The organism is Arthrobacter sp. E44, assembly GCF_041877125.1.
In the GTDB taxonomy this organism is placed as follows: Bacteria; Actinomycetota; Actinomycetes; order Actinomycetales; family Micrococcaceae; genus Arthrobacter.
The window spans coordinates 12291-32514 of sequence record NZ_JBHDJA010000021.1; the positions used below are offsets into that span (position 1 = coordinate 12291).

Consider the following 20224-nt stretch of genomic DNA (forward strand, 5'->3'; position numbering starts at 1 on the left):
ACTCCTGAGCCTATGCACTTTTGGTCCCCAAGTCAGCAGGCAAAGCTGTTCCTGTTTTTCCTAGGACTGCCAGTCCTACCTTCGTTGTAGAGCGGGGACCCCAACGCAGGCAGAATGGTCTGCATGGGTCAAAGCGCCGAGTTCGGAAAATTCCTCAAAGCCATGCGGTCCCGGTTGAGTCCGGAGGTCGCCGGGACGGGCCCCAGCACGGGTGCCCGACGGGTCCCCGGCCTGCGGCGCGAGGAAGTGGCGCGGTTGGCCGGCGTCAGCACGGATTACTACGTCCGGCTGGAACAGGGCCGCAATATCCACCCGTCCCGGACTGTCCTGGACGCGGTGGCCCGGGCGCTGCGCCTGGACAGCAGCGAGCACGCGCACATGCTGGACCTGCTTGAGAACTGCGCCAGTGCTCCCCGTGAACCCGGTGCCGCTGCAGCACAGGGTGTCCGGCCGGCGCTGCGCCAACTGCTTGACGCGGTGGGGGAAGTGCCGGCTCTGGTGTTGGGCCGCCGCAACGACGTCCTGGCCGGCAACAGGATGGCATTCCTGCTGTTCACCGATTTCCCGGCGCTGCCGCCCGCGGAGCGTAACCTCACCCGCTGGACCATTCTTGATCCCGCCGCCCGGGAACTGTTCCGGGACTGGAAAACGGTGGCGGCCGAAGCGGCCGGATCTCTCCGCCTGGACGTGGGCCGGCACCCCAACGATCCCCAGGCGAACCACCTGGTGGGTGAGCTGGCGGTCCACAGTGAACACTTCCGCCAGTGGTGGGCCGGACACCGGGTGGCAACCCGCGCTGCCGGCACCGTCCGGCTGCACCACCCCTCGGTGGGCGACCTGGAACTGAACTTTGAAAACCTTGTCCTGCCGGAGGACCCCGACCAGACACTCCGGGTGTACTCGGCCCGGCCGGGATCGCCGTCGTCGGACGCCCTGGCCCTGCTGGGCAGCCTTGGCGCGGGCCCGGACCTCGGCATGGAACACGACGCTGCCGTCGTTGCGGAAAGCGGCGAGGTGGGCTGATCCGCCGGTCAGGGCGGCGCGTGACTGTACATTCGTCCAGCAGGAGGGGTTGATTCTGGCCAGCCGCCCATTGGTGCGGCGTGCGCCCTTTCCTAGGGTGGGAGTACGTGCTTTTCCGCCCACTTTTTGTCACCCCAGGATGGTCTCAACGATGAAACGCATCGCCCTGCTGAAGGAACGCCAGGCATCCGCCGGCGCCGCCTCCACCGCCACCGGTTCGCACTGCCCTGCCTCCGGTCTTTGGAGCCCGGACCTCGATCCCCACACGGTGCTGTCCTTCTTCGAGGGCCACGTTTTTCCCGCGTTCGACGGCGTCCCCACGGTCTGGCGACGGCGCAGCCCTGGGACGGCAAACTGAGGCCTGCTTATAAGCGAAAACGGCCCGCGGCCAACGTCGACACGGACGTATTGGCTGCGGGCCGGTTGCTTTAACTAGTGCTCTTCCAAACGGAAACCGATCTTGATGGTGACCTGCCAGTCCGCGATCTTCCCGTCCTCCAGGTGGCCGCGGACCTCCTTGACCTCGAACCAGTCGAGGTTCCGCAGGGTCTGGGACGCCTTGGCAATGCCGTTGCGGACGGCGTCATCCACGCCCTGGGTGGAGGTGCCGACAATTTCAGAAATGCTGTACGTGTGGTTGGACAACTTCGCTCCTCGTGATCGTCGATGCTCCCGGTTGCGGGCCGTCCCTGAAGCCTAGTAGGACACTTGGAGCGTTGAACAGGGTCAAGGGCAATTAGGGGACCCACTTCCCGCCCCGGACCTCGAGGGGAGGGGTTACTTGGTTTCCAGCACCAGCTGCTTGAGGTCGTCCAGGGTCTGCTGCATGTGGGCGTCCATGGCCTCCCGGGACCGCACTGCGTCGCGGGACTGAAGGGCTTCGGCGATGTTCTGGTGATGGCCAATGGCGTGCTCCTGGATTTCAGGAACGGCGGAAGTTTCGGTCCTTCGCTTTTCCAGGACCCGATGCAGCGGCTCAAACAGGACCGACACGAAGACGTTGCCGGAGGCGCGCAGGATGACGTCATGGAAGGCGAGGTCCGCCTCCACAAAGGACGCGACGTCGTTGATGCTGTGCGCGGCCTTCATTGCCGAGACGTAATTGAAGAGGGCAGTGATGTCCTCTTCGGCAATCCGTCCGGCGGCAAGCTCGCAGGCGCCCGTTTCGAGCATGCGGCGGAGTTCGATGAGCTGGATGGAGGCATCGGCGTCGTTCTTGCCCTCCGATGCTGCGCGCAGGACGGCTTCGAGTGAGGCCCAGCGGCTCAGGGGATTGACGAATGTTCCGCGGCCGCGCTCCACGCTCAGGATGCGTTGGGCCTGGAGGGTCTTCATCGCTTCGCGGACCGTCATGCGGCTGACCTCGTGGCGGGCGCTGAGTTCGTGCTCGCCGGGAACGGTGGAGCCGGGCGGGAACTCGCCTTCGATGATGCGGTCCAGCAGTTCGTCGGCCACCACGCCGACCAGCGACTTCCTTGCCATGTTGCCCCCGATTCCTGCTTCCGGCTTCCGGCGGATATGTCAGACAAGTCTACTTGCGCGTCTCTATGCCGTGTGCCACACTAACTTCAAATGCAAGATGTCAGACATCTTACAGTTACCTTTACATCTGGATCCGCCACCCTGGATCGCTACACAACGGAGTGCACTGTGACGTATGAAGCAGACGTTCTGGCCGCCTATCCGGCGGACCTCGAGATCCAAGCTGGGCTCGTAGCCGGCACGCTTGCCGCTTCCAATGCGGAGGTTCCCCGCGTCTTGGTAGTGCTCGACGACGATCCCACCGGTACGCAGTCCGTCGCAGACCTGCCCGTGCTCACCCGTTGGGACGTGGAAGACTTCGCCTGGGCCTTTGCGCACATTGCGCAGAGCACCGCCAAGCCCGCCGTTTACGTCCTGACCAACACGCGCAGCCTCGACCCGGCAGAAGCGGCAGCCCGCAATGAGGAAGTGGTCCGCAATGCGCTGGCCGCAGCAGGGCAGCAGGAAAAGCTGCGCCTCGGCTTCGTCAGCCGCAGCGACTCCACCCTCCGCGGCCACTATCCCCTGGAACCGGACGTCATCGCGGCGACGGTGGCCGAGGCCAGCGGGGAAAAGACCGACGGTGTTGTGCTGGTTCCGGCGTTCCCGGACGCCGGCCGCGTCACCATTGGCGGGGTCCACTACATGCGCGGCGCTGACGGCACCCTGGTCCCGGTCTCCGAAACCGAGTTTGCCAAGGACGCATCCTTCGGCTTCAGCACCTCCGTCATGGCCGACTACATCGCAGAGAAGTCCCAAGGCCGGTTCCCCGCCGACTCCGTGATCGTCCTGGACCTGAACATCATCCGCGCCGGTGCTTCCGCGCAGGACCCCGCCATCTCCGCGAAGGCCATCGCCGACGCCATCGAGCCGGCCACCAACTCCACTCCGATCGTTGCGGACATCGTCACCGAGAATGACTTCCGCGCGCTGGCCCTGGGCCTGGAAGAAGCAGAACGCCGCGGCAAGAAACTCCTGTACCGCGTTGGCCCGCCCTTCGTCCGCGGCCGCATCGGCCAGGAAGTCCGCGCTGCACTGACCGGGGAAGAAGCATACGAGGGCAACACCCCATCAGAGGCCGGCGGCCTGATCGTGGTGGGATCGCACGTGGGCCTCACAACGCGCCAGCTCAATATCCTCACGGCGGAACACAGCTCAGCACGCATCATCGAGATCGATGTCGAAAAGCTCCTCGCCGATGAGGCGGGAGCCAAGGCCCACCTGGACCAAACCGTGGACGCAGTGGTTGAAGCCCTCCGCACCGGCGACGTCATCGTCCACACCAGCCGGCTGCTCATCAAGACCGACGACCCCGCCGAAAGCCTCCGCATTGCACGCACGGTCTCTGCCGCCGTCGTGGACGTCGTCAACCGCACCCTGAAGACCTTCCCGCCCCGGTTCGTCATCGCCAAGGGCGGCATCACGTCCTCCGACGTGGCAGCGCACGGCCTGGAAATCCGCCACGCGATTGTCCGCGGCCCCATGTTGCCCGGCATCGTCTCCCTCTGGGAACCGGTGGACGGACCCGCCAAGGGCATCCCCTACATCGTCTTCGCCGGCAACGTAGGCGACGACGACTCCCTGGCCCAGGTCACCCGCAAACTCAGCACAACCTTCTAGTCCCCGCCCCAGCCCGCAAGACTTCAACGGAGAAACACCATGACCAGCAACTACACCGTCACCGTCCTGGGCCTCGGCGCCATGGGCCTGCCCATGGCCACCCGCCTGGCCACCCAGCTGACCGTCCACGGCTTCGACATCGCCGAAGCCCGCCTCAAGCTTGCCGAAGAAGCCGGCATCGCCACCTTCTCCAGCGCCCGCGAAGCCGCCAAGGGTGCCAATGCCGTGCTCCTGGCCGTCCGCAACGGCGAGCAGCTCAACGATGTCCTCTTCGGCGAGAACGGCGTGGCCCCGGTACTGGAGCCTGGCGCCGTCGTCATCCTCGGCAGCACCGTGGGCACCGACGCCATCCCCGCAACGGTCGCCAAGCTCGCCGAATACGGCGTGGACCTGGTGGACGCCCCGCTGTCCGGCGGGCCCAAGCGCGCCGGTGAAGGCGACCTGCTGATCGTCGTCGGCGCTTCCCCCGAGGCCCGCGAAAAGGCAGCCCCCGCCCTGGAGCTGCTGGCCTCCACGCTCACCGTGGTGGGTGACAACCCCGGCGACGGCCAGGCCCTCAAGACCGTCAACCAGCTCCTGTGCGGCGTCCACATCGCCGCCGCCGCCGAGGCCCTTGCCTTGGCCGACGCGTTGGGACTGGACCAGGCCAAGACCCTCGCCGCCCTGGAAGCCGGCGCGGCCGGCTCCTTCATGCTCTCCAACCGCGGCCCGCGCATCCTTGAGGCCTACAACGAGGAGGGCGCCGAGGTCCTGTCCCGCCTGGACATCTTCGTCAAGGACATGGGCATCGTGGGCAAGGCCGCCCGCGCCGCCGGCCTGGCAGCCCCCGTTGCCGCCGCCGCCGAGCAGCTCTACCTGCTGGGCCAGGCGCAGGGCCTCGCCGCCGCCGATGACTCCGCGGTCATCAAGGTGGTCGCCCCCACCAAGCGCGCCAAGTAAGCCAGCGCGCCAACTAAGCCATCCTCCTGCCCTTGCGGCAAAAAGGTACGACGACGGCGGTCCCCCCTCCGCCGTCGTCGTTACCTCCCAGCGTTGCCGGCGCAGTCCCGCAACGTTTATCCCCACCCCGCCATTCCGTGCTGCCCGCCTGCCCCCAGGCCGGCACGTCAAAGGAGACACCTCCCCGTGAACCACCTTCTGAATCCGCTGATACAGCGGGCGGCCGACGCCCCGGCCATCAAACCCGCCGTTGAGCTGGGCACCCCGCTGCTGCTCACTATCGCAGCAGTGGGCATCGCCATCCTGCTGGTGATGATCATCCGCTTCAAGATCCAGGCTTTCGTGGCCCTGCTCACCGTCAGCATCCTGGTGGCCGTGGCGGCAACCATCCCGCTTCAGGACATCTTCACCGTGGTCTCCGGCGGCGTGGGCAGCACCATGGGCAAGGTGGCCATCCTGATCGCGCTCGGCGCCATCCTGGGCCGCATGATCGAGGTGTCCGGCGGCGTCCAGTCACTGGCCGACCACTTCACCCGCAAGCTGGGTGCCCGCCGTGTGGCAGTGGCGCTGACCGCCGTCGGCTTCCTGGTGGCCATCCCCGTCTTCTTCGAGGTGGGCATCATCGTGCTGGTGCCCATCGTGTACGCCTTCGCCAAGATCGCCAAAGTCCACCCGGTCAAGTTCGGCCTGCCGATGGCCGGCATCATGCTCGCCATCCACGTGGCAGTCCCGCCGCATCCCGGAATCGTGGCAGGCGCCGGCGTGCTGGGTGCCGACATTGGACTTATCGCCCTGATCTCGCTGCTGATCTGCGTGCCGCTGGGCTTCCTGTCCTACTGGGTTGCGTCCATCATGAACCGCAAGGACTACGAGCTGCTGCCGGCCGTGAAGACGCAGGTGGAGGAATTCGGCTCCAAGTCGCTGGTGAAGGTTGGCCACGACGGACCCGGTGCCGCGGCCATTGCGCCGCCGCGGCCTGGCCTGATCATCTTCCTCATCGCAGCGCCCATTGTGCAGATCCTGCTCGGCACCGTTGGCACCCTCATCCTCCCCAAGTCCCACCCGCTGTACGGCCTCGCGGCATTCGTGGGCAACCCGTTCCTGGCCTTGCTGGTGGCCGTGGCGCTGTCCTTCTTCCTGCTGGCCGTCCGCCGCGGCTGGTCCTTCAAGGAAACCGGTGAGATCTTCGAGGGCTCGCTGCCGCCCATCGCCTCCATCCTCATGGTGGTGGCTGCCGGCGGCGTGTTCGGCAACGTGCTGCAGGTATCCGGCATTGGCGGAGCGCTCTCCAAGACGCTGGACACCCTTGGCGTGCCGCTGCTGCTGCTCGGCTTCATCATCTCGCTGGCGCTGCGTGCGGCCCAGGGGTCGGCGACCGTGGCCATCGTAACCACCACCGGCCTGCTGTCCGCAGCGGTCAGCGGCGGCGGCTACAGCCCGGCGCAAATCGCAGTGATCGTCATCGCCATCGGCTTCGGCGCCCTGGGCCTGTCCCACGTGACGGACGCCGGCTTCTGGGTGGTGGTGCGTTACTACGGCCTGACAGTGTCCGACGGCCTGAAGACCTGGACCGTCCTGACCACCATCCTCGGCGTGGCCGGCTTCCTGCTGACCTTCGTCGCCTGGATCCTGGTAGGAGGCTTGGGCGCCTAATGCATACCAGACTGGACCACCTGGTCACCTCCGCCCTGCAGCAGGGTTCAGCAGTACCCGCCTTCACCTGCTACGACTTCACCACCGCGTTGGCGGTGGTGGGCGCGGCAGAAGAAGCCGGCCGTGGCGTGATCCTGCTGGTGGCACCCAAGACCGCCGCCACCGCCAACGGCCTCCGCCTCATCAACGCGCTGCGCGGCCTGGCCGATGCTGCCTCGGTACCGGTCGCGGTGCAGCTTGACCACGCATCGGACCTGGACGTCATGGCCGACGCCGTCAAGGCAGGGGCGGATTCCGTCCTCGCCGACGGTTCGTCCCTTCCTTACGGGGACAACATTGCGCTGGTCCAGGCAGCCCGTGCGCTCCTGGGGGCCGAGGTGGTGCTCGAAGCAGAACTCGGCGGCCTGGCAGGGGACGAGGACCGCGCCTTCGGAGCAGACCAGTCCGGCGTGGACGTGGCCGGCCTGACGGACTCCGCGCAGGTGGAGGACTTCGTCTCCCGCACAGGCGCGGAACTGCTGGCCGTCGCGGTGGGCAACGTCCACGGCAAGTACAAGGGCGAGCCGAAGCTGCGCTGGGACGTGCTGCAGGACATCGCGGCGCGGATCCACATCCCCCTGGTGCTGCACGGCGCCTCCGGCATTCCGACGGAGGAGCTGGTCAAGGCGGCGGCCATGAACGTTGGCAAGGTCAACTTCAACACCGAACTGCGGACCGGCGTGCTGGCCACCCTCCAGGACCAGCTTCCGGCGCACCGCGCGGACGGGGAGAACCTGCAGGGCCTGCTGTCGCTGTGGAACCAGTCGGCGAAGGGTTTTGCCGCCACCACGCTGGCCACGCTGGCACGGTAGCTGAATCTTCCACAAGCGGGAGGCCAGGATCAAGCAGCCGGTCCTGGCCTCCTTTTTTGTGCCTCCGCCGGATTGCGGGGCGAGACCGGGGTTCAACAGGAGGCTAGGATCGAGCAATGGTCCTGGCCTCCCTTCTTTTTGCCTTCCTTGCCGCGGCGCTGCACGTCTTCATTTTCACGATGGAGTCGCTCACCTGGACCCGGCCGGCAACTTGGAAACGCTTCGGGATCGCCTCGCAGTCCGATGCGGAGACTACAAAACCCATGGCCTACAACCAGGGCTTCTATAACCTGTTCCTGGCCGTTGGGGCGTTTGCCGGCATCGGGCTCGCAGCCGCTGGCGGCCAAGGGTCGGCGCAGTCCGTGGCGGGGTGGACCCTGGTTTTCAGCTGCTGCGGGTCCATGCTGCTGGCGGCCGCGGTCCTGGCCATCACCGGGCGCAAGTACCTCCGCGCAGCCGTGACCCAGGGCAGCGCGCCCCTGCTCGCCGTCGTTCTGGGCCTGCTGGCCGTGTCGCAATAGCGGCAGAAGGGGCCCAAGGTCCTTAGCCAGGACGGGCAACGGGGGCACAATAGTGCCGTGGGCAGCCTCGAGCGCTTGTAGGACCCGTGCACAACACCGGCAGGCGGGGGTCAGATTCAGTGCCGGACACGGCGAACCGTGATCCGGCCATCGACCTTGTGCGCTTCATCTGCCTGGCGCTGGTGGTGGTGGGGCACTCCATGATGGTCAGCCCGGTCCTGCACCCGGACGGCACGGTGACCACAGAAAACACCTTGGGTGATCAGCGCTGGTTCGAGCCCGTTATCTGGATCTTTATGGTCATGCCCCTGTTCTTCGTCACCGGCGGCATCACCGGACTGCAGTCCTGGCGCCGGCTCAAGGCTGGCGGCGGCACGGCGGCACAGTTCGTCCGGGCCCGGCTCCTGCGCCTGGTCCGCCCGGCAACAGCCTTGCTTGCCACGATGGTAGCGGGCTTGTCCGTGGCAGGCGTGCTCGGCGTGGACCAGCAGGTAATCCAACTGATTGCCGCCGGCGCAGCCATGCCCCTGTGGTTCCTCGCCGCGTACCTCGCGGCGCAGCTGAACATCCCGGTCCTGGCGGCGCTGCATGCCCGGGCCCCCTGGCTGACCTTCGGCCTGCTCGCCGGGCTGGTGGTTGTTGTGGACTGCCTGCGGGGCGCCCTGCCTGACCTTGCCAACGCCAACCTGGTTTTCGTGTGGTGCGCGGTCCAGCAGTTGGGGTTCCTGGCTGCCGACGGCTGCTTTTCCCGCCTTTCCCGCTCGGGGCTGCTGGGCGTCGCCATGGCGGCACACCTGCTGCTGGGCCTGGTGACCGGGTTGGGACTGTATCGGGGAAACATGCTGGTCAACCTCAACCCGCCAAACCTGACCCTGGTGATCCTGGGTGTCGCGCAGTTGGCCGTGATGGAACTGGCGCGGCCGTTCCTGGTGCAGCTGGCCGAAGTGGGCTGGATCAGCCGGCTGCTGGCGTTGGCCGGGGCGAGGTCCCTGACCGTGTACCTGTGGCACCTGCCGCTTCTGGCAGGCATGTCCGGGCTGCTGCTCCTGGCCCCGATCCCCAAACCCGGTTCCGGCACGGCCGCCTGGTGGTGGTCCCGGCCCCTGGTTGTCCTTGCGCTGGTCCTCCTGCTTTTGCCGGTGGTGGCGGCCTTTGGCCATTTGGAGGAACGGACGACGGCGATGCACGCCTTCCGCTGCCGGCCCGCCTTGGCGGGGGCCGGCGTCGTGGTGGTCTTCATCCCCGTTGCGGACGCCGCCCTTAACGGACTGTCACTGGGACTGCTCGCAGCAGGCGCTGTCTGTTTCTTCGTGGCGACCCTTCTGCTCGCTGGCGTCCCGCTGGGTGACCGGCGGAAGAGGGGGAGGAGGGGCATTGCCAGCGGGGTGAAGTAGTGCCAGTGTCGAACCATGACCGAGAACACCGCGTCCGCGGAGGACAAGTTCACCGCCAATGTATCGCTGCGGCGCAATGACGCCCAGCACCGGTACGAACTCCTCGTGGATGGCCGGCTTGCGGTGCAGGCCTTTTTCCGCGACCTTCCCGGGCACATTGATTTCACCCACACCGAGACCGGACAGGACTTTGACGGCAAAGGCCTAGGGAAGGTCCTGGCGCACTTCGCCCTGGACGATGTAGTGGCCACCGGCAAGCGAATCATCCCGCACTGCCCGTTCATTTCCGGCTACCTTCGCAAGCATGAAGGCTACGAACAGTTCGTTGACTGGCCGGCGGATAGCTGAAGTCCGCCGGGTGACCCTATTGGGCCTTCCTTATCTCCCACTCCTTATTTCCTGAGCCGTAGTGCCCCTGAACCGTTAGTCCCCGGGCCGCCCCGGGTACGCCTTACGAATGGCGGAACACCAGGACGACGTATTCGATGTGGCAGTGATCGGCGGGGGACCGGCGGGGTTGAGTGCCGGGATAGCCTTGGCGCGGGCACTGCGCTCGGTGGTGGTGATCGACGCCGGCGAACAGCGGAACCTCGGAGCGGAGAGCGTTCACGGATTCCTCAGCAGGGAGGGAATGAGCCCGCGGGACCTGCTTGCCGCCGGCCGGGAAGAGCTGGCACGGTATGGCGGGGCGATGACTTCAGGTTTCGTCCGGCAGGCCAGCCGTGGAGAAGACCAGTTCATCCTGGGTATGAACGATGGTTCCACGCGGACTGCACGCCGCCTCCTGATCGCCTCCGGAATCGTGGATGAGCTGCCGGAGCTTCCGGGCGTGGCCGACCGCTGGGGCCGGGACGTGCTGTACTGCCCCTACTGCCACGGATGGGAAATCCGGAACCAAAAGATCGGCGTGCTGGCCGCGGATTCCCACTCCGTCCTCCAGGCCCTGACGTTCCGGCAGTGGAGCGCAGACGTGACCATGCTGCTCAACGACGCCCTGGAACTCAGCGCGGGCCAGGCAGAACAGCTGGCAGCCCGTTCCATCCAGGTAGTGGAGGGAAAGGTCCGGGAGTTGGATGTTCGCGACGACCGGCTCAGCGGCGCCATCCTGGACTCCGGCGCCACGGTGGGCCTGGACGTGCTGGTGGTCAGCCCCGCCACCGTGAGCAAGGCCAACATGCTCCAGCGACTGGGGCTGGAGCCGGCCGCCCTCCAGGAAGGCCCGGGGACCCGACTGGAAACCGATGACAGTGGCCGAACATCCTGCCCCGGCGTATGGGCGGCCGGCAACGCCACGGATGTTTCAGCGCAGGTGATGACCGCCGCCGCCGCCGGCCTTCGCGCGGCAGAGGCCATCAATGCGGACCTGGTCCTGGCGGACACGCGCCGGGAGGTTGAAGCAGCCAGGGTGCCTGCGGGGCAGTAGGTCGCCGGGCTTGCCAGGTTGGGGCCCTGGCCGCCCCAGGCTTTGGGGTTGCGGGCCTTGCCAGGTTGGGGCCCTGGCCGCCCCAGGCTTTGGGGTTGCGGGCCTTGCCAGTGCGGCCAGTGCGGCTGCTGTCAGCAACCGGCAGGGCCCCCGCCGGCTGTGAGCTGGCGGGCCCTCAGGGCCAAGCAGGGGCCGGTTAGCTGGCGAGGGCCTCGCCGCTGACCGCCATGGCGGTCCCGGGGTCATCGATGGTGAAGCCGCAGGCGCAGCGGTAGGTGACCACGCTCTCCGGGACGGATCCCGGACGCAGGGCAACGATGGAGTTTCCGTCAACGTACACGGGCTGCCGGACAGGCAGCTCGTCGTGGTCAACGCGCTGCATCGGCGTGCGGCAATGCATGCGTGAGTTGAGGGTCAACAGCAGCCCTGCGTCCACGGGTACCGTGGCGGTCAATACATTTCCAGCTGCCTCAGTGCGCTCCCCAAACGCTGCCAGCTGGTCTTCCAATGCGGTGGTCATTATGTTCTTCCTTGGGCTTCTTTCACGGAGCCGCCAGCGTTGGCAACCCCGCCGCGAACTGCTTGCGGAGGTTCATCTATCCCCGCAAGCAAAGCATGCTTACTAAATGTTGCACAAGTTACGTTTGGGGAATCGCAACATCCGCTACAGCGCTGCCACTGCCAGGCGAGCCAGAAAAGCAGGAAAACCACGGGCAAAACCGGCAACAACCTGCTGCTGGTCCTTTTCCCCTTCATGGCAACCTGGGCCCCAGGGGTTCCGGCGTAGCGGTCATGGTGCGCGAGCGACGGTCCATCCTGCCGCCTTGCTGGTTAGGCTTGCAGCATGACGCCATCCACCACCCGAACAACAGCACTCGTCACCGGGGCCAGCGCAGGGCTCGGCCATGAATTCGCCAAGCAGCTTGCTGCCCAGGGGCATGACCTCGTCCTGGTGGCACGCAACGCGTCCCGGCTTGCAGAAGCAGCAGAAGAATTCCGGCGGCAGTATGGCATGACGGTTGAGGTGCTTCCCGCCGACCTGACCCGGGACGACGACGTGGCGGCCGTCGTCGAACGCCTTGAGGACGCAACGCGGCCGGTGGGGATCCTGGTGAACAATGCCGGGATCGGCCTGCTGCACAACTTTGAGGACAACCATCCGGCGGAGGAGAAAAAGCACCTGAAGCTGCATGCCGAAACGTCCATGCTGCTTACCCACGCAGCGTTGAAGGGCATGCTGGAGCGCCGGGAGGGCAGGATCATCAACGTGGCCAGCGTGGCGGCGTTCCTGCCGCGCGGCACCTACTCGGCAGCGAAGGCCTGGTTGCTGAGTTTCAGCCGGTGGGCAAACCTCGCCTACCGCAAGCATGGCGTCAAGGTGACGGCTGTCTGCCCCGGCTTTACACACACCGAGTTCCACGACCGGATGGGGATGGACAAGTCCGTGGCCCCCTCCTGGACCTGGCTTCGGGCCGAGCGGGTGGTCAGCGAAGGCCTTGCGGACAACGAGCGCGGCAAGGCAGTCTGCATCCCGTCCAAGCGCTACAAGGCGGTGGTCGCCGTGGCCAGGGTTGCTCCGGCGCGCCTAATGGCCGGACCGGCCCGGAAGCCTAAGTAGGGACGCGGAGCCGCTCTTAGGCCCCGGCAGGGCATTTCCGGTGCGGGAGCCGGGGCGTCGCACAGCCAGTACCACCAGGATCCCCAGCAGTGCGCCCACCAGCGTCTCCACCGCCCGCTCAAGGATCAGGACCCCCGGCTCGATGGGCGCGGCCAGCTGGGTCATCAGCAGGATGACCGGCGTGAACCAGACCATGGCCAGGCCATAGTGCCTGGTCATGAACAACTCGGTGGCGAACTGGAAGAGGATCACCAGCAGGGCCAGCACAGCGGCCCGGTGTACGGGCTCAAGGAGTGCGGGGTAGAGGCCTGCCAGTGCCCAGGGCTCCGGCAGGAGGACGACGGCGGTTACCGCAAGCCCCACGAACGTCCCCACGATGCGGTGGACGCCCCGCCGGACGCTGCTGGGCAGGTCTGCGCCGGCGAGCGGCACTGCCGCTGCCGCCATGGCCCAATGCGGATGGCCGGTGCCGCTGATGACACCTGCCGTCCCCGCGGCACCCACCGCCAGCACGTACCGGGCAGCGTGGACGGACAGTTCCCGCCGCCGGGCCGACGAACGGGACGGCACGCTCCTGGTTGCGCCGGGTTCCCAGGACCTCCGCCGCACCCAGCCGCTGAAGCCGATCAGGATGGAGAACACGGACGATGCGCAGGCGATGAACATGGCGGCATACCAGGGGACCACGGTGGGAACGGAAGCGCAGGCGCCAAGGGCAAGAATTCCGAAGAAAGGACCGTTCGGTTTCAGGCGCACGCGGTCAGCGTAGACCGAGCCAACTCCTGCCAGGGTGGCTTCCACGGCCACCAGCCACCACGAGTGGATGTGGTTGATGGACAGCGTCACTCCCACGGCCACGCCGCTGAGCAGCACCAGGGCGCCCTGTCCCTGGTGGCGGAGGCGCAACTGGTGGGGTTCGGAGCGGCCATACATGCCGGTGAGGGCTCCGAACACGGCGTAGATCATCAGGTCGGTGCGGCCCAGTACCAGCAGGAGCAGCGAGGGAACGGCGACGCTGATTGCCACGCGGAGTGCGGCAAGGTGGTCACCGGTGGCGGGTTCCAGCCGGTGGAGCGCACGGACCTGCTCCACTACGCGCTTCATGTACCTGACCTGTCCTGTTTTGTTGTGGCGCCATTCGTGGCTTGTCGCAGCCGCTGTGCCCTTCGGAACGTATCACCGGGCTCGGGCAGAGTTCCATTGAGGGCGGTCATATTCGGACATGCGGCAGGCACGCAAAGGCCCGTCCCGCGTGCTTCCCCCAAGGAAGCACGCGGGACGGGCCTGTGAGCGTGGGCTACAAGAGCACCCCGGCGGCCGGCTGGAACTAACCCTGGCTGCAACTGAGTCCCGATGGAACTGTGTCCAGCTGGAACTAGGCGCCGGCCGGAACCCCGCGGTGTGCCTGGGGATCGTTGCCGTCGTGGGTGTCGAACGGCAGTTCATCCAGGTTGATGAGCGGGTTTTCGTCCTGGGTTGCCACCAGTTCCTTTGCCTCCGCCGCGGAGTCAACGCTCGGCATCGATCCGGGGAGGGGACGGTTTGCCGATTCCTTGAGGAAGTAGATGGCAATGGCACCTACCAGGGAGGTGGCCATCAGGTAGTAGGCAGGCATCATGTCGTTGCCGGTGGCGCCGATCAGCGCGGCCACGATGAAGGGGGTGGTGCCGCCGAAGATGGCCACGGCGAAGTTGTACGCGATCCCCATGGCGCCGTAGCGGCTGGACGTGGGGAACTGGGCCGGCAGGGCGGAAGCCAGGTTGGCCACGTAGAACGTCACGGGGAAGGCAACCAGGGTCAGCCCGGCGAGGGTGGACCAAATCTGTCCGATGCCGATCAGCAGGAAGGCCGGGATGGCCAGGACGATGGTGCTCACGGCGCCGATCCAGAGCACGGGACGGCGGCCGATCCGGTCGGACAACTTGCCCGTCAGCGGGATGCAGAGGCTCATGATGACCAGCACGGGAATCGTCAGCAGCGTGCCGTGCACCTCGTCGTAGCCCTTGGATTCAGTCAGATACGTGGGCATGTAGGACGTCAGTGCGTAACCGGCAGTGTTGGCGGCGGCCACCACAACCATGGCCACAATGATGGGGCGCCAGTAGGCCTTGACGATTCCCACAGGTCCCTTGGCCTGGGCGGTCTCACCAGCGGACGCGTTCTTGGCGTGCTCTTCCTGGGCGTCAAGGGTGGCCTGGAACTGCGGCGATTCCTCGATCTTGCTCCGGAAGTAGACGGCGATGAGGCCCAGCGGGCCGGCCACCAGGAACGGGATGCGCCATCCCCAGTCCTCCATGGTGTCCTGGCCCAGGGTCAGCTGCAGGACGGACACAAGGGCGGCGCCGATGGCGAAGCCCAGGTAGCTGCCCAGGTCCAGGAAGCTGGCAAAGAAGCCGCGGCGCTTGTCGGCGGCGTACTCGCTGACGAAAGTGGTGGCACCGGCGTACTCGCCGCCGGTGGAGAAGCCCTGGATGACCTTAAGGAGCACCAGCAGTGCAGCTGCCCACAGGCCGATCTGGGCGTACCCGGGCAGGAGGCCGACGGCGAAGGTGCTCGCTGCCATGATCATCAGCGTGGTGGCCAGGATCTTTTGGCGGCCCATCTTGTCGCCCAGCCAACCGAAGATGACGCCGCCCAAAGGACGGGCGATGAAGGTGGCGGCAAAGGTCCCCAGCAGGAACAGCGTCTGCGTGGTGGGATCCGACTCGGGAAGGAACACTGGCCCCATGGTGGTGATGAGGTAGCCAAAGACACCTACGTCGTACCATTCCATAGTGTTGCCCACGATGGTTCCGCCGAGTGCCTTTTTCAGCATCGGCTGGTCAACCACGTTGACATCGGATTCCTTGAGCCGGCGGCGTGGGAGCAGCCTGGGCTTCTTGGCAGCCGTGGCGGCTGCGGGGTAGGTTCCGCCGGCGTTTGTGGCGCCTGCGAAAGAGTCGGTCCTGCTTCGGTCTGTGGGCATTTGGGCAACTCCTGTGGAGGTCATTTGCTTGCGACTTGTAGCTGCCCCGCTCTGGGCAGGCCTTCAATTTTACGGGAGATCGGTATCGTCGGCTCGCCAAATGGCCTAGGATACGGCCGTTTAGGCCCCCGGAACCGGTTCCATCCTGGATATTTTTCCCCGGCTTTTCCCGCGTCGTTACTGGGAAGCAGGCTGATCAACGGCATCGTTACCGAAAATTTTTGTTTTTGGTTCCTTCCGGCGCCGGTTTTGCGGCGGTTGCAGCCGGGAAAGTGACTGCGGCCACCGTACTCGGAGGGGGTTCACAGGCGCCTCGGGGGTGCCTATGGTAGAGCGATGAACACACTTCTTTCCGGGCAGTAACCTGCGCGCGCCCGGGCGTTTTCGTTGGCGTTCCGTTTCAAGGAAGAACGAGGGAAGAAGGGAAGAACCACAATGGGTGAAGAGTCCAACCAGTTCCACATCAAGCCGGAGGTCGCGGACCACCTCGCGGCGGCTATGGATGTGCCGGTAGCCCCGGGCCCCGCAGCAGTCGGCGGCGTTCAGTTGCCGCAGCAGGGCGGATGGCCGGATGGCCTGGGGAAGCGGCGCCATCCCAAGGACCGCGCTTCCGGACATGGGCGGATGGGCCACGAGGCAGCCGTGACGGCGGTGCACCGCACCGGCCGCCCGCAGATGCCGCACTCCTCATAGGTACTGGGGTAAGTCGCAGCTGCCAACGAGCGTTTGGATGCAGCATGGCGACGCGCACCGGCCGTGTCGACACTGAAATTACCTGGCGCCCTCAGAATATGAGCGCGCCAGGTAATTTGCGCGTCGCGGGTCCACGTCCGCGTCGAAAACCCTGCTGTCAGCTTTCCCGGACCACGTCCGCCGGGTCCTTGTCCACACGCCAGCCCCGCCACCGCGGATGCCGCAGCCGTCCAGGTCCAGTCCATTCGCTGTAGGTCACTTCGCCCACCAGTTCCGGTGCCACCCAGTGGGCGTCGGCCGCGTCGGGGCGGGGGACCTCGTGGAACGGTGAGCTCTTCCGGCCCAGCCGCTCCACGGTCTGCCGCAGTTCTGTGAGCTCGCGGGTGCTGAAGCCGGAGCCAACGCGGCCCACGTACTGCAGCTTGTCGCCATCGGGAATGCCCACCAGCAGTGATCCAACAGTCTCCTGGCGGCCTCCCTTTCCCGGACGCCAGCCTCCCACCACCACTTCCTGGGTTTGTTCAGTCTTGAGTTTGATCCAGGTCCGGGTCCGCTGGCCGCTGACGTAGCGGCTGTCGGTCCTCTTGGCCATCACGCCCTCAAGGCCAAGCTCCTGCGCGCTTTCCATGAGGAGTTCAACGGACTCCGCCAGCACCATGGACAGGTCCACCGGGCAGTCGGACGGCTCAAAAAACTCCTCGAGCCGCTGCCGGCGTTTGCTGAGCGGCAGGCGGCGGAGATCCTTGCCGCCGTCGAAAAGGAGGTCGAACAGCATCAACTGGACTGGAATGGCGGTGCGGGCCCTGGCGACGTCGGCGGCCCGGGTGAGCTTCATCCGGCCCTGCAGGAGGCCAAAGTCCGGCCGCCCACCGGGGCCGACGGCGATGATCTCACCGTCCGCCACGAACGGTTGATCCGGCCAGCAGGACCGGTCCGTGAACTCGGGATAGGTGCGGCTCACATCGTTGCCGTTGCGCGAGAAGATGCGCACCGTTTCCCTGTCGGCCACCAGGATGGCCCGAACGCCGTCCCACTTGAGTTCGTACTGCCATGAGCTGCCCTGCAGGTCGGCCGTAGTGCCGGACGTCGCCATCATGGGTTGGTATTCCAAAGGGTCCGCAACGGTACCGGCGGCGGACCCGGCCGACGCCTTGGGCTCGGCTTCCTGCCCAGGCACCGCGCCGCCGTCGTCCTCTTCCTGCTCCTCCGCTTGCGCCGCCCGGGACGCTGAAGCGGATTGAGCCTGCGCCTCCGGAGCCGCATGCCGCCGTCGTCCGCCTGCCTGCTCCTGGTCCATGAGGTGGATGAGCCACTGGCTTTCAGCGTCCTTGCCCTGGCCCCGTCCGGTGTGGATCAGCGCGATTTTCCTGGTGCCGCCCAGCCCGCCGCCCTCGGAACCGGTCAGCGTGGCGATGACTTCCCTGCCGTTGATCCACTTATGCAGTTCGTAGGTGCCGGTGTCCCAAATGGTCATGACACCCGCGCCGTACTCTCCCTTCGGGATGGTCCCGTGGAAGGTGAGGTAGTCCATGGGGTGGTCCTCGGTTTGGACCGCCAGATGGTTCTTCCCGCCGGACTCGGGAACGCCCTTTGGCAGGGCCCAGGAGGCCAGGACGCCCTCATGCTCCAACCGCAGATCCCAGTGCAGCCGGCTGGCGTGGTGTTCCTGGATGACAAAGCTGTTGCCGGCGGCGGGGAGGCCGGCGAACGGCTCGGGCGTGGCCTTGGGATCGCGCATGGAGCGGTACTTGCTTAGGCGCGGATCGCCGTCGTGCGCTTCCTCCCGGGCGGCGTCATCGCTGGGCGCTCCGGCTCCATCCCCACCACCTGCAGCGTTGACGACGGCGGCGAATGGGTCCTTGCCGTCCCGCACCCTTCGCAGTACCTCCTGGTAGTCCAGGTGCTTCAGGTTGGGCGAGTCGATCTCCCCCCACGTCCGGGGTGCAGCCACCAATGGGGTCGGCCGGCCCCGGAGTGAGTACGGGACGATGGTGGTTTTCGCAGCGTTGTTCTGGCTCCAGTCCACCAGCACCTTGCCCTTGCGGAGGGACTTCTTCATGTCGCTGACGGCGAGGTCGGGGTGGTCGGCCTCGAGTGCGCGGGCAAGTTCCCGTGCGAACGCGGAGATCTGCTCGGAGGTCTGGCTCCCGTCCAGGGCTGCGTAAAGGTGGATGCCCTTGCTGCCGCTGGTCACCGGCACCGGACCCAGGCCCACGTCCTGCAGGATGGTGCGCGCCAGGAGGGCCACCTCGCGGCACTCCTGCAGGCCGGCTCCCTCGCCCGGGTCCAGGTCCAGCACGAGCCGGTCCGGGTTCAGCTGGTTGCCGTGCGAGTCCACCCGCCACTGCGGCACATGGACTTCCAACGAGTTGATCTGGCCGAACCAGGTCAAGGTGGCCGCGTCGTTGACCAGTGGGTAGTGGATGGTCCGGTCCTTGTGCGTGATCGCCGCTCGCGGCAGCCATCCCGGGGCCGAATCCTCCAGCTCCTTTTGGAAGAACACCTCGCCGGGTTTCTCCGCTGTGCCCACTCCGTTGACCCACCGCTTGCGGGTGGCCGGCCGGTTGGCAGCCGCAGGAATCAGGACGTGGGCCACCGCGGCGTAGTACGCCAGGACGTCCGCCTTGGTGGTGCCGGTCTCCGGATAGATGATTTTGTCCAGGTTGGTGAGGGTCAGTTCCCGTCCCGCCACCCGGACACGCTCCCTGCTAGCGGCCATGGGGCTTCACCTCCGGCCCGCTCTGATGTTGACTGTAGGAATGAGAGCCATCTGGAAAGGTGCCATCGCGTTCGGCCTGGTCAACGTGCCCGTGAAGGTCTACAGCGCCACTGAGGATCATGACATCAGTCTGCACCAGGTTCACAATGCCGATGGCGGCAGGATCCGTTACCAGCGCCGGTGCGAGGTGTGCGGCGAGGTGGTGGACTACTCGGACATCGAGAAGGCGTTCGATGAGGACGGCCGCACCGTGGTGCTGTCCAAGGATGAGCTCAAGTCCATTCCCGCGGAGAACAGCCACGAGATTGAAGTGGTGCAGTTCGTCCCGTCCGAGCAGCTTGAGCCCATGATGTTCGAGAAGAGCTACTACCTGGAACCGGACTCCAAGTCGCCCAAGGCCTATGTGCTGCTGCGCCGGGCGCTGGAGGACACGGATCGGGTGGCCATCGTCCAGTTCGCGCTGCGGGAGAAGACCCGGCTGGGCGCCCTGCGGATCAAGGACGACGTGCTGGTGCTGCAGTCCCTCCTGTGGCCGGATGAGGTGCGGGAGGCCAACTTCCCTTCCCTGGAGGCCGACATCAGGATTTCAGCGCAGGAACGGGACATGTCCGCGGCGCTGGTGGAGTCCATGGCTGCCGACTTCGAACCCGACTCCTTCACCGATGAGTACCAGGTGCAGCTTCGCCAGCTCATCGACGCCAAGCTCGAACAGGGCGAATCGCTGGACACGGAGGAGACGTTCGGCGTGGAAGCCGGCGAGGGCGGCAAGGGCGAAGTCATCGACCTCATGGAGGCCCTCAAACGGAGCCTGGACCGGAAACGCGGCGGCGGGGAGGCCGCCTCCGCCGGCGGAAGTTCCGACGACGAAGCTGACACCGATGAAGCCGACACCGGGGACGGGGAAGCCGAGGGAGCCAAGCCGGCCCGCAAAGCTTCCGGCACCAAGGCTTCCGGCACCAGGGCGGCGGCCGCGAAGACCGGCACGGATGACGCGAAACCCGCCAAGTCGTCCGCGAAGTCCACGGCAGCCACCAAGTCCACTGCCGCCAAATCGACCGCGTCAAAGCCTGCCGCCTCCCAAACAGCCGGGTCGAAGTCCACCGGCACCAAGTCGGCGGACAGCAAGTCCACGGGAACGAAGACCGCAGCCAAGCCCGCCGCCAAGACCACCAGGGCCCGCAAGCCCGCCTGAGCGCAAGCCCTCCTGACCTGCCCACCTTTAGTCCCACCTTTACAGCTGCCTCCATCGCGTCCACAATGAGTCGCATCACAGCCTCCGCTGTG

The 20224-nt window shown here is 66.3% G+C and carries 19 protein-coding genes; 13 read left to right on the forward strand and 6 right to left on the reverse strand.

Going from position 1 to position 20224, the window contains the following annotated elements:
* Positions 1-123 precede the first annotated feature (123 nt).
* Both ACETK3_RS16870 and ACETK3_RS16875 read left to right on the forward strand, forming a co-directional pair.
* On the forward strand, positions 124-1023 hold the full coding sequence (locus ACETK3_RS16870) for a helix-turn-helix domain-containing protein (RefSeq protein WP_236800748.1): 900 nt from the start codon (positions 124-126) through the stop codon (positions 1021-1023).
* A gap of 151 nt (positions 1024-1174) precedes the next feature.
* Positions 1175-1381: a hypothetical protein gene (locus ACETK3_RS16875; RefSeq protein WP_056331347.1), complete on the forward strand. Its 207-nt coding sequence runs from the start codon at positions 1175-1177 to the stop codon at positions 1379-1381.
* Positions 1382-1455: 74 nt separating this feature from the next.
* On the opposite strand, the gene ACETK3_RS16880 is transcribed toward ACETK3_RS16875, so the two are convergent.
* Together ACETK3_RS16880 and ACETK3_RS16885 are read right to left on the reverse strand one after the other, a co-directional pair.
* Positions 1456-1668, reverse strand: coding sequence for a dodecin (locus tag ACETK3_RS16880; protein ID WP_018769638.1), 213 nt, complete (start codon positions 1666-1668; stop codon positions 1456-1458).
* Between the two features lie 132 nt (positions 1669-1800).
* A complete protein-coding gene (locus tag ACETK3_RS16885; protein WP_236800750.1) occupies positions 1801-2505 on the reverse strand; it encodes a FadR/GntR family transcriptional regulator in 705 nt (234 codons plus the stop codon).
* Positions 2506-2673: 168 nt separating this feature from the next.
* Here ACETK3_RS16885 and ACETK3_RS16890 point away from each other — a divergent pair, with 168 nt between their 5' ends.
* From ACETK3_RS16890 to ACETK3_RS16925, 8 genes are all read left to right on the forward strand, one after another.
* Positions 2674-4164, forward strand: a complete 1491-nt coding sequence (locus ACETK3_RS16890) for a four-carbon acid sugar kinase family protein (protein ID WP_237429665.1) — start codon at positions 2674-2676, stop codon at positions 4162-4164.
* Positions 4165-4203: 39 nt separating this feature from the next.
* Entirely contained in the window at positions 4204-5103 is a 900-nt protein-coding gene (locus ACETK3_RS16895; RefSeq protein WP_236800753.1) for an NAD(P)-dependent oxidoreductase, read from the forward strand.
* 186 nt (positions 5104-5289) lie between these two features.
* Positions 5290-6756: a GntP family transporter gene (locus ACETK3_RS16900; protein ID WP_236821109.1), complete on the forward strand. Its 1467-nt coding sequence runs from the start codon at positions 5290-5292 to the stop codon at positions 6754-6756.
* The gene (locus tag ACETK3_RS16905; RefSeq protein ID WP_373993230.1) at positions 6756-7607 is read left to right on the forward strand and encodes a class II fructose-bisphosphate aldolase; all 852 of its coding nucleotides are present in this window, start codon (positions 6756-6758) and stop codon (positions 7605-7607) included. Before ACETK3_RS16900 ends, ACETK3_RS16905 begins: the two co-directional genes overlap by 1 nt.
* Positions 7608-7723: 116 nt before the next feature.
* Positions 7724-8128 (forward strand): DUF1304 domain-containing protein, encoded by a 405-nt coding sequence (locus ACETK3_RS16910; RefSeq protein ID WP_236800757.1) that lies wholly within the window; start codon positions 7724-7726, stop codon positions 8126-8128.
* 86 nt (positions 8129-8214) lie between these two features.
* A complete protein-coding gene (locus ACETK3_RS16915) occupies positions 8215-9522 on the forward strand; it encodes an acyltransferase (RefSeq protein WP_373993231.1) in 1308 nt (435 codons plus the stop codon).
* Between the two features lie 15 nt (positions 9523-9537).
* Positions 9538-9870, forward strand: coding sequence for a GNAT family N-acetyltransferase (locus tag ACETK3_RS16920; protein ID WP_236800759.1), 333 nt, complete (start codon positions 9538-9540; stop codon positions 9868-9870).
* A 109-nt stretch (positions 9871-9979) separates the two neighbouring features.
* A complete protein-coding gene (locus tag ACETK3_RS16925) occupies positions 9980-10945 on the forward strand; it encodes an NAD(P)/FAD-dependent oxidoreductase (protein ID WP_373993232.1) in 966 nt (321 codons plus the stop codon).
* Between the two features lie 196 nt (positions 10946-11141).
* Here ACETK3_RS16925 and ACETK3_RS16930 read toward each other — a convergent pair whose 3' ends face one another.
* Entirely contained in the window at positions 11142-11465 is a 324-nt protein-coding gene (locus ACETK3_RS16930; RefSeq protein ID WP_373993233.1) for a hypothetical protein, read from the reverse strand.
* A 324-nt stretch (positions 11466-11789) separates the two neighbouring features.
* Between ACETK3_RS16930 and ACETK3_RS16935 the strand changes: the two genes are divergently transcribed.
* Positions 11790-12563 carry an SDR family NAD(P)-dependent oxidoreductase gene (locus tag ACETK3_RS16935; RefSeq protein ID WP_373993234.1) on the forward strand — a complete coding sequence of 258 codons (774 nt, stop codon included), beginning with the start codon at positions 11790-11792 and terminating at the stop codon, positions 12561-12563.
* Here ACETK3_RS16935 and ACETK3_RS16940 read toward each other — a convergent pair.
* Both ACETK3_RS16940 and ACETK3_RS16945 read right to left on the reverse strand, forming a co-directional pair.
* Positions 12531-13667 carry an FUSC family protein gene (locus ACETK3_RS16940; RefSeq protein ID WP_373993235.1) on the reverse strand — a complete coding sequence of 379 codons (1137 nt, stop codon included), beginning with the start codon at positions 13665-13667 and terminating at the stop codon, positions 12531-12533. The genes ACETK3_RS16935 and ACETK3_RS16940 overlap by 33 nt on opposite strands.
* 271 nt (positions 13668-13938) lie before the next feature.
* Positions 13939-15528 carry an MFS transporter gene (locus ACETK3_RS16945; protein WP_236800764.1) on the reverse strand — a complete coding sequence of 530 codons (1590 nt, stop codon included), beginning with the start codon at positions 15526-15528 and terminating at the stop codon, positions 13939-13941.
* A gap of 435 nt (positions 15529-15963) precedes the next feature.
* Between ACETK3_RS16945 and ACETK3_RS16950 the strand changes: the two genes are divergently transcribed.
* Positions 15964-16221: a hypothetical protein gene (locus tag ACETK3_RS16950; RefSeq protein WP_236800766.1), complete on the forward strand. Its 258-nt coding sequence runs from the start codon at positions 15964-15966 to the stop codon at positions 16219-16221.
* A gap of 157 nt (positions 16222-16378) precedes the next feature.
* Here the strand turns inward: ACETK3_RS16950 and ACETK3_RS16955 are convergent, their stop codons facing one another.
* Positions 16379-18940 (reverse strand): ATP-dependent DNA ligase, encoded by a 2562-nt coding sequence (locus ACETK3_RS16955; RefSeq protein ID WP_373993236.1) that lies wholly within the window; start codon positions 18938-18940, stop codon positions 16379-16381.
* Positions 18941-18980: 40 nt separating this feature from the next.
* On the opposite strand from ACETK3_RS16955, the gene ACETK3_RS16960 reads away from it, so the two are divergent.
* Positions 18981-20132, forward strand: a complete 1152-nt coding sequence (locus tag ACETK3_RS16960) for a Ku protein (protein ID WP_237429671.1) — start codon at positions 18981-18983, stop codon at positions 20130-20132.
* Positions 20133-20224 lie beyond the last annotated feature (92 nt).